We start from the raw sequence: 14418 nt of genomic DNA, 5'->3' as shown, positions 1-14418 counted from the left end.
ATCCGGGTCAGGGTCGAGGTCGAAGGCGAGCGGTCCCGCGGCTCAACCCTGCAGCGCCAGCCGCACCAGCACGGCGATCGCCCCCGCCGCGCACAGGGCCAGCAGCAAGCGCCGCACGGCCACGGCCGAGACACGCGTCTTGAGCCGGCTCGATACCGCAAAGCCGGCGAGCAGGAACGGCGCGAGCAGCGCGCTCAGCGTCAGGTCCGCGATACCGAAGCGCCCCGCGCCCGCCAGCATCGCCAGCGACAACACGGCGCCGCCACCGAGGATGCAGCCCACGGTGGCGCGCATTGCGGCCGGACTCATGTGCTGCATCACGATGGCAAAGGGCGGCGCGCCCGCCGATGTCAACGTCGCCATGAAGCCCGACGCGGTGCCGGCGATGGCGAGATTGCCGGCAGAGGGCCGCACGCGCCAGCCAAGGGCGCTGAGCACGACCGCCACCAGGATCGACAGCGAGAACACCACCGCCAGCCACTGCGGCCGCAGCCACGCAATGGCCAGCACGCCGATCAGCCCGCCGATCGTGCGGCCGAGCAGCGCCGTTCCCGTCAGCCGCCAGGCGATCGCCTCGCGCTCGCGCAGCGCGGCCAGCAGCGACAGGCAACCACCCATCGTCAGCAGCGGCCCCGGCACCAGTTGCGGAAAGAACATCGCGGCCAGCGGCGCCGCCAGCATCGCGAAGCCGATGCCGCCGACGCCCTGCAGGCAGGCACCGGCAAAGATCGTCACGCCCATCCAGCCGTACTCGGACAACGGCACGGCCGGCAGCAACGACGTGGCCGGCGACAGCGTCGGCAACAGACTCGCAATCAGCGCGGGCAACGTGGTTGTCATGACGAAGCGGCGGTTGGAACAGGACAGGCGGCCGCGATGCGGGCGTCGCGTGGGCTGCACAGCGGTGGAATACCTGAGCAGCGCATGTTGGTATACAGTCTACATACCGGCGCAGGCAAAACGCAACCCGATTTGCCGCGCGCCGCACCGCAACGGTGTTTCCTTGTCCGCATCTTTCCCAGTTCTGGTGCGGCTTCCCGGCGCCGCACCCCACTCCGGTATCAGCGTATATCCGTATACGATTTCGCTTGGCGACACCGCCATACGGAATATAGTATACCGTTCAGACCCCCACCCGAAGGACGGTCGAGCTACACGAACCACCCTCTCGCCCCACGGAGCTTTCATGCAACACGAAGTCGTGATCGGTGCCGCGCACTGGATATATCTCATGGGGGTCGCGGTCATCGTGCTGACGATGATCCTGCGCGCCAATGTCGTCGTGCCCTCCATCGTGGGGACCGCGCTGGTCGTGTTCGCGCTGACCGGCAGCCCGGTGTCCGCGCTGGCGGGCGTGTTCTCGGCGAGCCTGGTGGCCGCCAAGGAGCTGTTCAATATCTTCCTGGTCATCGCCTTCATGACCGCGCTGCTCAATGCGCTGAAGACGCTGCGCTCGGATATCCGCATGGTCGAGCCCTTCCGCGTGGTGATGAAGAACGGGCACAGCGCCTTCTTCATCCTCGCCGGCGTGACCTATGTGATCTCGCTGTTCTTCTGGCCGACGCCCGCGGTGCCGCTGGTGTCCGCCATCCTGCTGCCGGCGGCGATCGCGGCCGGGCTGCCGCCGCTGGCGGGCGCGATGGCGATCGCGATCGCCGGCCAGGGCATGGCGCTGTCCTCCGACTATGTGATCGGCGTCGCCCCCGGCATCAGCGCCAAGGCGGCGGGCGCCGCGGTCAGCGCCGCCGTGGTCGCGGACCGCGCGCTGACCCTGTCGATCATCACCGGCGCGATCGCGCTGTGCCTGGCCTATCTGTCGATGCGCAAGCACATCGTTCCCGCCAGCGGTACGCTGCTGGACCGGTGGCAACAGCGCGCCAGCGGCACGACGCTGGGCGTCGATGGCGGCGGCACCTTCGACAAGGCGGAGATCGCCCGCGCCACCGCGCATGAAGAGCCGCTGGCCACCGAATCCAATATCGAGGCCAGCCTGTCGATGGTCGAGCGCAAGCGGATCAAATGGTCGAAGTGCTTCGCCATCGTGACGCCGATCGCCTTCCTCGCCGTGGTCACCGTGATGGTGCTGCCCAAGCTGGGCACCGGCGTGCAGGACCTGAAGGGCGGCGAGGCCGCTGCCCTGGTCGGCGGCGTGGCCGCGGTGCTGATGATACTGGCCACGCTGGCCGCCGAAGGCCCGCGCCGGATGCTGGACGTCTGCCCCGAGCACATCACGGACGGCTTCGTGTTCGCCTTCAAGGCGATGGGATCGGTACTGCCGATCGCGGGCTTCTTCTTCGTCGGCGCCGGCGAGACCGCCGCGCACATCCTCGGCCTGCCGCCGGGCAAGGCGCCCAGCCTGCTGTTCGAGCTGATCCAGTCGTACCAGCACCTGATTCCCGACAACCACATGCTCGTCGCGTTCGGCGTGCTGCTGGTCGGCATGATCACCGGCATCGACGGCTCCGGCTTCGCGGGCCTGCCGCTGACCGGCACGCTGGCCGGCGCGCTGGGCCCGGTGGTGGGCTTCGATCCGGCCACGCTGGCGGCGGTCGGCCAGATGGGTGCGGTCTGGACCGGCGGCGGCACGCTGATCGCCTGGTCCTCGCTGATCGCGGTGGCCGGCTTCGCCCGGGTGCCGGTGCTCGACGCGGTGCGGGCGCTGCTGATCCCGGTGGTGATCGGGCTGGCGTGCTCGACCGTGGCGGCGATGCTGCTGTGGTCCTGACCTGGCCGCCGCCATGCCCTGCCTTGCGCCATCGGCGAGCCGTTTGTGGACGGGCATCCGTGGATAGCGGCATTCGTAGATTGACAGACACGTAGACAGCAACAAGCAGGACAACATCATGCCCAAGGTTCTTCTTCACCGGCACGGCCAGCTCCACAGCGACGAGGTCGCGCCCCGCACCAACCTCGTCGTGCGCGCCGGGATCCGGCAGTTTCCCTATCCGAACCTGCGCTACGAGTGCGGCATGGGCAAGTGCTCGAAATGCGCCTGCCGCGTGCTGGCGGGCGCAGAGCACCTGCCGCCGCCGAACTGGAAAGAGAAAAAGCAGCTGGGCGAGCGGCTCGAACAGGGCTACCGGCTGATCTGCCAGCTCTGGATCGAGCACGACATCGAGCTGGCGCAGGACGAACTGTCGCCGGCCGAGGAATCCGCGGCCGCCGCGGGCCGCGTGCCGGCCGGCGCCAAGGCCTGCTCGTCGCCGACCTGATGGCGCTGTTCCCGACTTCGACGCCATGTACATCATCCTGACCAGCCGCCCCGGCCAGTTCCGCACGGAGCCCGTCGACGGCATCACGCCGGTGGAACGCTACGAGTACCGCTTCTACGGCAAACCCACCGTGCGCTTCGTCATCGCCCAGCTCGACCGCGAGACCAAGGTCCGCGTGGTCGAGGAAACGCCGCCCGGCATCGTCAACCATGTCCCGACCAAGTTCCTGGACAAGTACGCCACCGTCGAAGCGGCGCGCGAGGAACTGCGCCGGCTCGCCTCGTTCGGCAGCATGGAGCTGGCGCTGGTCGCCATTTGAATTGCATTCGAATCGCCGGTCGCCATTCGAATCCTGAACACGCCCGATACCTGATAGCAGCGCATTGCCATGATCCAGATCACCTTCGTCAGCAACAACGGCAAGACCGCCACCGCCCCGCCCAACAGCAACCTGCTGCGCGTCTCGCTGCGCGAACAGGGCGGCATTCCGTTCAAGTGCGGCGGCGGCCTTTGCGGGACCTGCAAATGCCACATCGACAGCGGCCTCGAACACACCGACGAGGTCAAGGCCAAGGAGAAGAAGCTGCTGACCGAGCAGGAACTGGCCAGCGGCCACCGGCTTGCCTGCCAGACCTTCGTCAACGGCGACATCAGCGTGTCGTGGCAGCCGCGCGCCACCGCGGCGGCGGGCCGGCCTGCGCCGAATCCGGCCTCTTCCGCTGCTGCGACCGCTCGCACTGCTCCTGCGCCCGCCGCCGCTTCCGCTTCCGGGGACACGAAAGAACCGGAAAGCAGCGCGGGCTGAGCCGCGACGCAAAAAAACCGGCCCGGTATCGGTCCCGCAGCGCGTGGCTGCGAGGCCGATACCGGGCCGGTTTTCTATTGGCTGACCTTGGCGGCTGGCTACCTGCGGGCTAGCTCCGGGCGAGCTGCGGGCTCGCCAGAGCTGGCCGCGGGTTGACCAGAGGCCAACCGCGGACGGACCGCCGCGCGACGGCGGGGGACCGTCGCGATGCAGGGGTCGAGCCGGCTGCTTAGCCGTTCGCGAAGACGATTTTGGCCTTGCGGGCGTCCGACTGCAGGCGGGCCAGCACGCCTTGCACGGCGGCGATGGCACGCTTGACGTCGTAGGCGAAGCCCAGGCGCGGAGCGTCGAGTTCACGCTCGATCAGGTCGCGTTCGAGTTGGTCGGTCAGCTTGATATCGGATTGGGTGTTCATGGCGTCCTTCCTTTCAGGGATAACCCTTATGGGGTTTTCCCGAATTGTAGGCAAAGGATTGACGCATTGCAACATTAGGTAGAAATGCGTATGCCGGAAAGCAACATCTAAAGCGAGAGCGGGAAGGTCACATCGGGCGGACAGAGCCCAATTTGTGCTGGAAGCAACATATTTCCCGATATCCGGCCCTCGATTCCGGCTCGGTGGAGGTACGAATGAGTGTCCGCGCCCCAGCCGTGGAATGATTGCGAAAACGTCATCACCGGAGACAGCATGCTGCCCATCAATCATTTCAAGAAGGCGCTGCGCGCCGGCCAGTCCCAGATCGGCATCTGGTCCACCATCCCGTCGCCCTTCGTGTCCGAGCTGATCGGCGGCGCCGGGTACGACTGGGTGCTGCTGGACACCGAGCACACGCCCACCGACGTGCCGCTGATGCTGAGCCAGTTGCAGGCGGTCGCTGCCGCGCAGCCGGCGCCGGGCTCGCTGCCGACCCATGCGGTCGTGCGGCCCGCATGGAACGACTTGGTGCTGATCAAGCGCTACCTCGACATCGGCGCGCAGACGCTGCTGCTGCCCTTCGTGCAGAACGCGCAGGAGGCCGAGGCGGCGGTACGGGCGATCCGCTATGCGCCCGAAGGCATTCGCGGCATGGGCGGCTCGACTCGCGCCTCGAACTTCGGCCGCACCACCGACTATGCGGCCCGCGCGGCGGAGGAGCTGTGCCTGCTGGTGCAGGTGGAAACCGCCGAGGCGCTGGCCCAGATCGAGGCCATCGCCGCAATCGACGGCATTGACGGCATCTTCATCGGCCCGGCGGATCTGTCTGCGAGCCTGGGCTACCCGGGCCAGGCGCGCCACCCCGCGGTCAACCAGGCGATCGACGACGCCATCCGCCGCACTCGGGCCTGCGGCAAGGCTCCGGGCATTCTGATGGTCGACGAGGCCCGTGCGCGCCAATGCCTCGATCTGGGCGCGCAGTTCGTCGCGGTAGCGCTCGATACGGTGCTGCTGCGCGACGGCCTGGACGGCACCGCCGCGCGCTTCCGGGTGCCGGGCCAGGTGCCAGCGAGCCCGGCATCCACTAGCGGCTATTGAGGGGCAGCCGCTCCATCCTGGGACGGTATCCGCCAGCCGGCCAATCGACGAATCGGGGAATCGACGCGCGCCGGCTTCAGTGCCTGTCGGCTGGCCCCCGGCCGTCGAGCTTGTCCTGCGCGCGCGCCGCCCTGACGCGGCGGCGCCGGATCAGGCGCGTTCGCAGCGCCCACACCCACGACACGCCGAAATAGAACAACACGCTGGTCACGCTCGCCATCAGTGCGAGACCGAGCAGCAGCGGTTTGCCGACGCCCAGCAGGCGGCGACGCGTCTGCGTCCACCAGCTCTCCTCTTCCACCTGGGCGGGCTGCGCGGCCGGGTCGGCGCCACCCGGAACGAGATTGACGATCGCCCCCGGTTCCGCGACAGCCGCCAGCGTCTCCGGCGCCGGCGGCTCGCCGCTTTCTCCCAGCACCGCGCTGCCCAACCGCCAGGCGGCGTAATAGATCGGGCCGAAGGTCAACGGATTGCTGACGAAGGTGCTGGCCACCGCGGCCGGCACATTGGCGCGCAGGGCCACGGCCACGCCGGCACTCATCGGAATTTGCGCGATGGGCAGCAGCAGGCCGAAAAACAGCCCCAGCGCCACGCCCAATGCGATACCGCGGCGGCTGACATGCCATAGGCGGGGGTGCTGCAGGATCGGTCCCATCCAGCGCAGCCATCGATGCTGTTGCAGCCGTTCGGGATCGGGAAGGAATCGGCGGAAATGGCGGAACGGCGAGGGACTGCGCGGATGAGGGGTGGAGGCGGATCGGCGGCGGTTGCGAAGCGGAGGCATGGGTAAGGAGGGACGGCTGGGGACGGCTGACCACCGTGCAAGCATACCCCTGCGGCGCGTCTCCGATGCCATCTGGCGCGAATTCTCCGGCGGAGCGCGGGGAATGTACCGGAAATTGTCCCCTTCTCGCCTTCTCGCCTTCTCGCCCTCTCGCCCTCTCGCCTTCTCGCCTTCTCGCCTTCTCGCCTTCTCGCCTTCTCGCCTTCTCGCCCTCTCGCCCTCTCGCCCTCTCGCCCTCTCGCCCTCTCGCCCTCTCGCCTTCTCGCCCTCTCGCCCTCTCGCCCACTCGCCCTCTCGCCCTCTCGCCCTCTCCCTCGCCGCATCTTTCCGCCCGTCTTTGGGCACGTTACTCAAGCAGCACCCCACCTGAAACATTGTTGGCGGCACCCCACGAACGGGTGATTAGGCAGTTGACCACATATGCCGAAATGATAATAATTCGCATTCCCTTAAAAATATTACAGTTCATTACAAAATGCGAGCCAAGCGTCACCCTATTACCGCTGCCCTGCTGGCGGCGTCCGTTCTCTCACCCGCGGCTGTCCGCGCCCAGGGCGCCGAGACGTTGCCGGAGGTCACCGTCAAGGCCAGCGCGAACCGCGAGCTGGGCGAGGGCTACAACCCGCCCGATACGGTCAGCGCCACCAAGATGGATGTCCCGCTGCGGGACGTCCCGCAGACGGTGAACGTGGTGACGGCGGAGGTCATGCGCGACCAGCATGCGACATCGATCCAGGACACGCTGAAGAACGTGCCTGGCGTGGGCTTCTCGCATGGGGACGGACAGCGCGACCAGGTCACGATCCGCGGCTTTACCGCGATCGCTGACCAGTTCGTCGACGGCATCCGGGACGACGCGCTGTATTTCCGCGACCTGTCGAACGTCGAGCGGATCGAGGTCATCAAGGGACCGGCCGCCGTGCTGTACGGCCGCGGCTCGTCGGGTGGCCTGATCAACCGGGTCACCAAGAAGCCCGGGCTGGACATCACCGACCTGAGCCTGAGCTACGGCTCGTGGGCCGACCGGCGCGGCGAAGTCGACGTCGGCCGCGTGTTTGGCGACGGCGCGGCGGCGTTTCGCATCACCGGCGCGGTGCAACGCGCCGACAGCTACCGCTCGCAGCAGTTTCTGGACCGCACCGCGATCGCGCCGTCGCTGGACCTGAAGCTCGCACCGGACACCAAGCTGCTGCTGCAGGCCGACTACCTCGAAGACCGCCGCGTGACCGACTTCGGCATTCCGGCCTTCAATGGCCGGCCGGTCGAGGTGCCGGCGTCCACCTACTACGGCGCGGCCAATGCACGCGACGTGGACTACAGCCGATCGCGGGTGTATTCCGGCACCGCCACGCTGACGCATCGCTTCAACGACCAATGGTCGATCCGCAACGCGACGCGCTATTACAACTATTCGCTGGACCGCAACAACACGCTGCCGGGCACCGTCAACGCGGCGCGCCGCACCGTGTCGCTGAACCGCTCCAACGTCTATCGCGAGGAGCATGGCTGGTTCAACCAGACCGACCTGACGCAGAAGGCCACGCTGTTCGGCATGAAGCACGAGCTGCTGTACGGCGTCGAGGTGGGCCAGCAGAACAAGGATCTGGTCAACTATTCGCGCAACAACGTCGCCACCGTCGACCTGTTCAATCCGGTGCTGCCGACGCTGCCGCGGCTGATCGGCGGCACGCCGGGCACCACCAACCGCGGCACCTTCAAGACCTTGGGCCTCTACACCCAGGACATGATCACGCTCAGTGAACAGTGGAAGGCGCTGGTCGGCGTGCGCTACGACCGCTTCGAGCAGGAGACCGTCGACCGCCGCCCGAACCAGCGCGGCCTGTCGCGTACCGACAATGCCTGGAGCCCGCGCGCGGGCCTGGTGTGGCAGCCGTCGAAGACGCAGTCTTACTACCTGTCGTGGAGCCGTTCATTCCAGCCTTCCGGCGAGACCTTCTCGCTGGCGGCCAATAACGCCGAACTGGAACCGGAAAAGACCAGCAATACCGAAATCGGCGCCAAATACGATTTCTTCGATGGGCGCGCCAGCACCACGGTGTCGGTCTTCCGGCTGGAGCGCACCAATATCAAGGTCGCCAATGCCACCAATACCGCGCTGATGCCGATCGGCGAACAGCGCACCGACGGTGCCGAGCTGACGTTCGCCGGCGACCTGGGCCAGGGCTGGAAGGTATTGGCCGGCTACGCCTATCTCGATGCGCGGGTGACGCGCTCGAGCAGCGCGCTGGAAGGCAAGCGCGCCACGCTGACGCCGCGGCATAGCGGCAATTTCTGGGTTACCAAGGAGCTGGGCCACGGCTTCGGCATCGGCGGCGGCCTGAACCTGATCGGCGCGCGCATGGCCGATCCGCAGAACACGGTCACGCTGCCCGGCTATGTCACCGCCGACATGATGGCGTGGTACCGGCGCGGCCCCGTCGAGCTGCAGCTGAACCTGTACAACCTGTTCGACAAGGGCTATATCGTGTCCGCGCACGGTTCCAACGCGAACCTGAACCTGCCGGGCGCGCCGCGCAGCGTCATGGCGACGCTGCGGTACCGGATGTAGCAATCGGCCGAACCAGCGTTGGCGTCGGGCCGATCGGTTGCGCAGCCTCGCCCGCGGGTTCGGCATCGGCTTGGCGCTGCGCCATCGCTCGCGCGCCGCGCCGCACGATCAGATCGTCGACGTACTGCATGCAGCCGGCCCGAAAGGCCGGCTGTACTGCTTCACACGACCTGGCGTGGCGCACGTCGTGCATCAGCGCCCATGCATAGCCCTGGAACAGATCGGCGCATGGCGCGGCGCAAGGCCTGCCGCCGAAATGATCGCCATCGGCGTGAAAGCCCGGCGCCAGCGCCGCGATCGGCGCATTCGTCAGCGTGTCCTTTACCTGGGCGGCGCCCATCAACATCGCGGCCAGGGTTCCTGCTCCCAGCAGGAAGAGAGAAAGTTTCATCGTATCGGCATTGGCGCTGGCTCGCGCCGACCCCTTTATATTTTTGGGAAACCCGTTTTGCCCAATACAAATACAACAGGTAAGGGGCCGCCGATATGAAAGTTTTTTAAATCACGTAATCTGTTGTATTCGTCATACCGGCATTCGTTTTCGCCATCGTTATTGCAGTCGGTATTGCAATCGGTGTCGCAATCGGTGCCGCAATCGGTGCCGCAATCGGTGCCGCAATCGGTGCCGCAATCGTTATTTCACCTGCGCCTGCAGGATCGCCACCATCCGCTGCGCCAGCGGCGATAAATAAGCGCCGGCCCGCGCGATCACGCCGACCCGCCGGCGCAGATCCAGTTCTTCGCTGCTCAACCGCAACGCACGAAAACCCGCCAGGGGCCTGGCCATCTGCGCCCCGGCAATGCTGAGCATGCGCGTGCCCCGCATCAGATAGAACAGCGAGGCGCTGCCGAAATCGGATTCGACGCGCAGATTCGGCGGCGGCAGGCCGCGCTGCTGGAAGGCGGCCTCCAGCTGCTGGCGCAGCACGATATGCGCACCGGGCAGCAGCCATTCCTGGTCGACCAGATCGGCGAGCCGCAGGCCGCGCTTGCCGTGCAGCGGGTGCGACTCGTCGGCGACCACCGCCAGCGTGTCGTCGAACAGGTCATGGACCACGAAGGCCTCGGTCCGCTGCCGCGGCACCGGGGCGATGGCCAGGTCCAGTTCGCCGGCCAGCAGCGGGTCCATCAGGTCGCGCGCCATCCGCCGCGTCAGCCGCAGCCGCGCGACGGGCCGCTCCTGCATCAGCTGGCGGCAGGCGTCCAGCACCACCGGGTTTGGAATCGACGGCGAATAGCCGAGCCGCAGCACGCCCTGTTCGCCGGTGCGGATGCCGCGCATCTCGGCCAGCGCATCCTCGTATTCGAGCCGGATGCGCCGGGCCCGGTCGATAAATGCCGCGCCTGCCTGCGTCGGCCGCATGCCCAGCGCGGTGCGCTCGAACAGCGGCAGGCCGATCTGCACTTCCACCCGCTGCACCGCCTTGGTCAGCGCCGGCTGGCTCATGCCAAGCGCCTCGGCGGCGCGCCCGATGCCGCCGTGAGCAGCCACCTCCAGCACGTACTCCAGATCGCGTGTCTCCATGCCGCTCCCCTCGCATTCCAGTCGGTTATGGCTTTATTTCCAATGCAGCATTGTAGTGATGTCCCGCGTCTTCCAAACTGCCGCCAAAGCCGATCAAGGAGACCTCGATGACCTTCGCCTATTTCCTGCGGCGTGCCGCGCGCTATTGGGGCGACCGCCCCGCGGTGCTGTATCGCGACCGCGCGCTCAGCTATCGCCAGCTGGACGCGCGCTCGACCCGGCTGGCCAATGCGCTGCTGGGGCTGGGCCTGGCCAAGGGCGACCGCGTCGCCGTGCAGTCGCGCAATTGCACCGAGCTGGTGGAGATCGAATGCGCGCTGTTCAAGGCCGGGCTGGTCAAGGCGGCGCTCAATCCGCGCTTTACCGCCGCGGAGGCGACCCAGGTGGTCGAGAACTGCGGACCGCGCGTGATGATCGCGGGCCGCGGCTACACCGGCTACAACCCGCAGACGCCTGGCTTCGGCTCGGTCGAGACCTTTATCGCGATCGGCGAAGCAGCCCCGGGCTATCTGGACTACGAGGACGTCGTCAGCCGTGGCGGCACCGAGGCGCCCGACTACGCGCCGCAAGCGTCCGATCTCGCGGTGCTGCATTTCTCGTCGGGCTCGACCGGCAAGATCAAGGCGGCGATGCAGAGCTACGGCAACCGCATCGCGTCGCTGCGCAAGATCGTGCTGGGCATGGACCGCCCTGCCCGCTCCGGCGACCGGCTGGCGCTGATCGGGCCGGTCACGCACGCCTCGGGCATGCTGATGCAGCCCTACCTGTACTGCGGCGCCACGCTGGTGCTGTTCGACAAGTTCGAGCCGGCGCATTTCCTCGCCGAGATCGCGCGCCTGCGCATCACGCACGTGTTCATGGTGCCGGCGATGATCAATATGGTGCTGGCCGAGCCGTCGCTCGCCAGCGCCGATCTTTCCAGCCTGAAGACGCTGGCCTATGGCGCCGCGCCGATGGCCCCGGCGCGCATCCGCGAGGCGTGGGAGCGCATCGGCCCGATCCTGTCGCAGGGCTATGGCGCCAGCGAATCGACCTCCGGCGTCACGCGGCTGTCCACCGCCGACCATGCCGATGCGCTCGCCAATCGCCCCGAGCGCCTGGCCTCGTGCGGCCGCGCGCTGGGCGAAACCGAGGTGCGCGTGGTCAACGAGCGCGGCGAGGAAGTCAGCGGCGACGAGATTGGCGAGCTGGTGATCCGCGGCGAGGACGTGTTCCAGGGCTACTGGGGCGAGCCAGAGCTGACCCGCGAGGTGCTGATCGACGGCTGGCTGCATACCGGCGATCTGGCCCGCGTCGACGAGGAAGGCTTCATCTATCTGGTCGACCGCAAGAAGGACATGATCATCTCGGGCGGCTTCAACGTCTATCCGACCGAGGTCGAAGCCACGCTGTACCAGCATCCGGACGTGATGGAGGCCTGCGTGATCAGCGTACCCGATGCGACCTGGGGCGAGAGCGTCAAGGCCGTGGTCACGCTGTGGCCTGGCCGCGAACTGAGCGCGGCCGACCTGATCGCGCATTGCCGTGCGCGCATCGCCGACTACAAGACCCCGCGCTCGATCGACTTCGTCAGCGAGCTGCCGAAGAACGCCAGCGGCAAGCTGGCCCGCAAGCTGGTGCGCGAGCGCTATTGGCAGGGTCAGGAACGCCGCGTGAACTGACACGCGGCTTGAAACGCGGACTGACAAACGCGACCCAAAGCCCACGACACCGAGGAACCACGCCATGTTCGAATACCTGACCAACCCCGTGCTGGTCCAGACGCGGGCCGCCATCCGCCGCTTCATCGACGAGGAACTGCGCCCGATGGAGCAAGAGCTCGGCCTGGGCTCGGAAGACCCGTGGCCGAAGGAGGTGCTGCGCCGGGTCTGGCGCCGCTCCAGCGAGCTGGGTCTTTACGCCGCCTGCCTGCCGATCGAACTGGGCGGCAAGGGGCTGAACATCGCCGAGCAATGCGCGCTGAAGGCGGACATCGCCGCCAGCGGCTGCTCGCTGGCGCCGCATGTGCTGGGCGACCTCGGCGGTCCGCCGCGCGTGGGCAATATGCTGAAGTACGCCACGCCCGGGCAGATCGAGCGCTATTTCGGCCCGGTGATCCGCGGAGAGCGTTCGACCTGCTTCGCGATGACCGAGCCGCATTCGGGCTCCGATGCGATGAGCATCTCGACGACGGCGGTGGCCGACGGCGACGAGCTGGTCATCAACGGCCACAAGCACTACATCAGCGGCGCGCCGTTCGCCGACTTCGCCATCGTGCTGTGCGTGACCGATGCCGGCACCACGCCGCCGTCGATCAGCGCGGTGCTGGTCGATCTCGACCTGCCCGGCGTCACCGTCGATACCGAATACACGCCGATGTCGGGCCAGCATATCGACGCCGATATCCGCATGGTCGATGTGCGCGTGCCGCGCAGCAATATCCTCGGCGGCGAGGGCAATGGCTTCAAGCTCAGCATGTCCCGCATCAACGTCAACCGGCTGCTGCATTGCCCGAGCATGCTGGGTCTGGCCACCAGCGTGTATCGGGCGTCCGTCGAGTACGCGGGCAAGCGCCGCCAGTTCGGCGGCCCGATCGCGCGGTTCCAGGCCATCCAGCATATGCTCGCCGACATGGCGGCGGCGCTGTGGGCGTGCGAGGCGATGATCGCGCAGACCGCCGCGCTGGCCGACAGCGGCGCCGATCTGCGCATGAAGGCCGCGGCCTGCAAGCTGTTCGTATCGGAGCGCTGCTTCGAGATCGCCGACAAGGCGGTGCAGATCCACGGCAATGTGGGCGTCACCCGCGGCCACCCGGTCGAGCAGACCTTCCGCAAGCTGCGCATGTTCCGCATCTTCACGGGCACCAGCGAGATCCAGCGCAACACCATTGCGCGCGCGATCCTGGAGCCGCTGATGGAGCAGGCGGGCAAGGGGCGCGGCGCGGCATAGTGCCGCCGGTTGCCCGCAGCACCAGCAGCAGCAGCAGCAGCAGAACGTCGACGCAGCCCAAACTGCGCCATCAGTACAGGAGACAGCAAATGCATCGCAGAACATGGCTGGCCGCCGCGGGCGCCGCGGCACTGGGCGGCATCCTGCCGCGCGCCTACGCGGCCGACGGCTATCCGAACCGGCCGGTCCGGCTGATCGTCCCCTTCCTGGCCGGCACCTCGCCCGACAACATGGCGCGCGCGCTGTCGGCCGAGCTGGCACCGAAGCTCGGCCAGCCGCTGGTGGTCGAGAACATGCCCGGCGCGGGCGGCATCATCGGCGGCCGCGCGCTCAAGCGGGCCGCGGCGGACGGCTACACGCTCGGCGTGCTGGCCAACACGCACGTGATCAACATCCACATGTACAAGCAGATGCCGTACGACCCGGCGCGCGACTTCACCTGCATCGCGCCGCTGTCGGGCGGCCCCACCGCGCTGGTAGTCCCTGCGAACTCGCCGTACCGCACCGCCGCCGACCTGATCGCGGCGATGAAGCGCGCGCCGGGCAAGCTGAACTACGGCTCCGGTGGCAAGGGCAGCATCGCCCATCTGGCCGTCGAATCGATGCTGCACCAGACCGGCACCGAAGCGGTCCACGTGCCGTACAAGGGCGCGCCGGAGATCCTGACGGCGATGCTGACCGGGCAGACGCAGTTCGGCATGCCGGTGCTCAGCACGGCCACGTCGTACCTGCGCAATGGCCAGGTCCGCGCGCTCGCGGTGACCACCGCCGAGCGTTCGCGCTACTTCCCCGACGTGCCGACGCTGGCGGAGGCGCTGCCGCCGGGCTTCGTGCTGGACAACTGGAGCGGGCTGTTTGCACCGGCGGGAATGCCCGCCGCGCTGACGCAGCGCCTGTTCACCGCGATCAACGAGGTGCAGGCCAGCGGCAAGCTCGATGCGATGCTTGAAGCCAGCGCGGGCGAGCTGCGCCGCAGCGCCTCGCCGGCGCAGTTCCGCGAGATGGTCTCGGCCGAGACCAGGCGCTACGCGTCGCTGATGCGCGATATCGGCATGACGGCCGACATCGGCTGAGCGGGCGCC

General features: G+C 67.6%; 13 protein-coding genes and 1 pseudogene. 9 read left to right on the top strand and 5 right to left on the bottom strand.

The annotated features are described in order from the left end of the window. Positions 1-42 precede the first annotated feature (42 nt). Positions 43-840: a TSUP family transporter gene (locus AC6EI8_RS01575; RefSeq protein WP_498381090.1), complete on the bottom strand. Its 798-nt coding sequence runs from the start codon at positions 838-840 to the stop codon at positions 43-45. 346 nt (positions 841-1186) lie between these two features. On the opposite strand from AC6EI8_RS01575, the gene AC6EI8_RS01570 reads away from it, so the two are divergent. The 4 genes and pseudogenes from AC6EI8_RS01570 to AC6EI8_RS01555 form a co-directional block, all read left to right on the top strand. Beyond that, positions 1187-2725 (top strand): hypothetical protein, encoded by a 1539-nt coding sequence (locus AC6EI8_RS01570; protein ID WP_498381089.1) that lies wholly within the window; start codon positions 1187-1189, stop codon positions 2723-2725. A 118-nt stretch (positions 2726-2843) separates the two neighbouring features. Further along, on the top strand, positions 2844-3212 hold the full coding sequence (locus tag AC6EI8_RS01565; RefSeq protein WP_149319950.1) for a 2Fe-2S iron-sulfur cluster-binding protein: 369 nt from the start codon (positions 2844-2846) through the stop codon (positions 3210-3212). A 25-nt stretch (positions 3213-3237) separates the two neighbouring features. Then, positions 3238-3531 (top strand): ferredoxin, encoded by a 294-nt coding sequence (locus AC6EI8_RS01560; protein ID WP_150082390.1) that lies wholly within the window; start codon positions 3238-3240, stop codon positions 3529-3531. Positions 3532-3600: 69 nt separating this feature from the next. Beyond that, positions 3601-3879: pseudogene (locus AC6EI8_RS01555) on the top strand (2Fe-2S iron-sulfur cluster-binding protein); the annotation flags it as partial. A 367-nt stretch (positions 3880-4246) separates the two neighbouring features. On the opposite strand, the gene AC6EI8_RS01550 reads toward AC6EI8_RS01555, so the two are convergent. Next, entirely contained in the window at positions 4247-4432 is a 186-nt protein-coding gene (locus AC6EI8_RS01550) for a hypothetical protein (RefSeq protein WP_006575737.1), read from the bottom strand. A 273-nt stretch (positions 4433-4705) separates the two neighbouring features. Here AC6EI8_RS01550 and AC6EI8_RS01545 point away from each other — a divergent pair, with 273 nt between their 5' ends. Continuing rightward, on the top strand, positions 4706-5530 hold the full coding sequence (locus AC6EI8_RS01545; RefSeq protein ID WP_498381088.1) for an HpcH/HpaI aldolase family protein: 825 nt from the start codon (positions 4706-4708) through the stop codon (positions 5528-5530). 76 nt (positions 5531-5606) lie between these two features. Here the strand turns inward: AC6EI8_RS01545 and AC6EI8_RS01540 are convergent, their stop codons facing one another. Continuing rightward, positions 5607-6185: a DUF2062 domain-containing protein gene (locus AC6EI8_RS01540; protein WP_149319947.1), complete on the bottom strand. Its 579-nt coding sequence runs from the start codon at positions 6183-6185 to the stop codon at positions 5607-5609. Positions 6186-6789: 604 nt separating this feature from the next. Between AC6EI8_RS01540 and AC6EI8_RS01535 the strand changes: the two genes are divergently transcribed. Then, complete coding sequence (locus AC6EI8_RS01535) at positions 6790-8883, top strand: TonB-dependent receptor (RefSeq protein ID WP_150082392.1); 2094 nt, start codon at positions 6790-6792, stop codon at positions 8881-8883. Here AC6EI8_RS01535 and AC6EI8_RS01530 read toward each other — a convergent pair. Then, complete coding sequence (locus AC6EI8_RS01530) at positions 8855-9274, bottom strand: hypothetical protein (RefSeq protein WP_226105155.1); 420 nt, start codon at positions 9272-9274, stop codon at positions 8855-8857. The two genes, AC6EI8_RS01535 and AC6EI8_RS01530, sit on opposite strands and share 29 nt — an antisense overlap. A gap of 243 nt (positions 9275-9517) precedes the next feature. After that, positions 9518-10408, bottom strand: coding sequence for a LysR family transcriptional regulator (locus AC6EI8_RS01525; protein WP_498381087.1), 891 nt, complete (start codon positions 10406-10408; stop codon positions 9518-9520). A 107-nt stretch (positions 10409-10515) separates the two neighbouring features. Here AC6EI8_RS01525 and AC6EI8_RS01520 point away from each other — a divergent pair, with 107 nt between their 5' ends. The 3 genes from AC6EI8_RS01520 (at position 10516) to AC6EI8_RS01510 (ending at position 14409) form a co-directional block, all read left to right on the top strand. Further along, on the top strand, positions 10516-12069 hold the full coding sequence (locus AC6EI8_RS01520) for an AMP-binding protein (protein ID WP_498381086.1): 1554 nt from the start codon (positions 10516-10518) through the stop codon (positions 12067-12069). Between the two features lie 64 nt (positions 12070-12133). After that, positions 12134-13336 (top strand): acyl-CoA dehydrogenase family protein, encoded by a 1203-nt coding sequence (locus AC6EI8_RS01515; RefSeq protein WP_498381085.1) that lies wholly within the window; start codon positions 12134-12136, stop codon positions 13334-13336. Positions 13337-13425: 89 nt separating this feature from the next. Then, positions 13426-14409 carry a tripartite tricarboxylate transporter substrate binding protein gene (locus AC6EI8_RS01510; protein WP_150082396.1) on the top strand — a complete coding sequence of 328 codons (984 nt, stop codon included), beginning with the start codon at positions 13426-13428 and terminating at the stop codon, positions 14407-14409. Positions 14410-14418 lie beyond the last annotated feature (9 nt).

This window comes from Cupriavidus sp. R6-3, assembly GCF_059772245.1.
The sequence above is the reverse complement of the archived record's forward strand: the minus strand, read 5'-3'. Positions and strand labels throughout refer to the sequence as shown.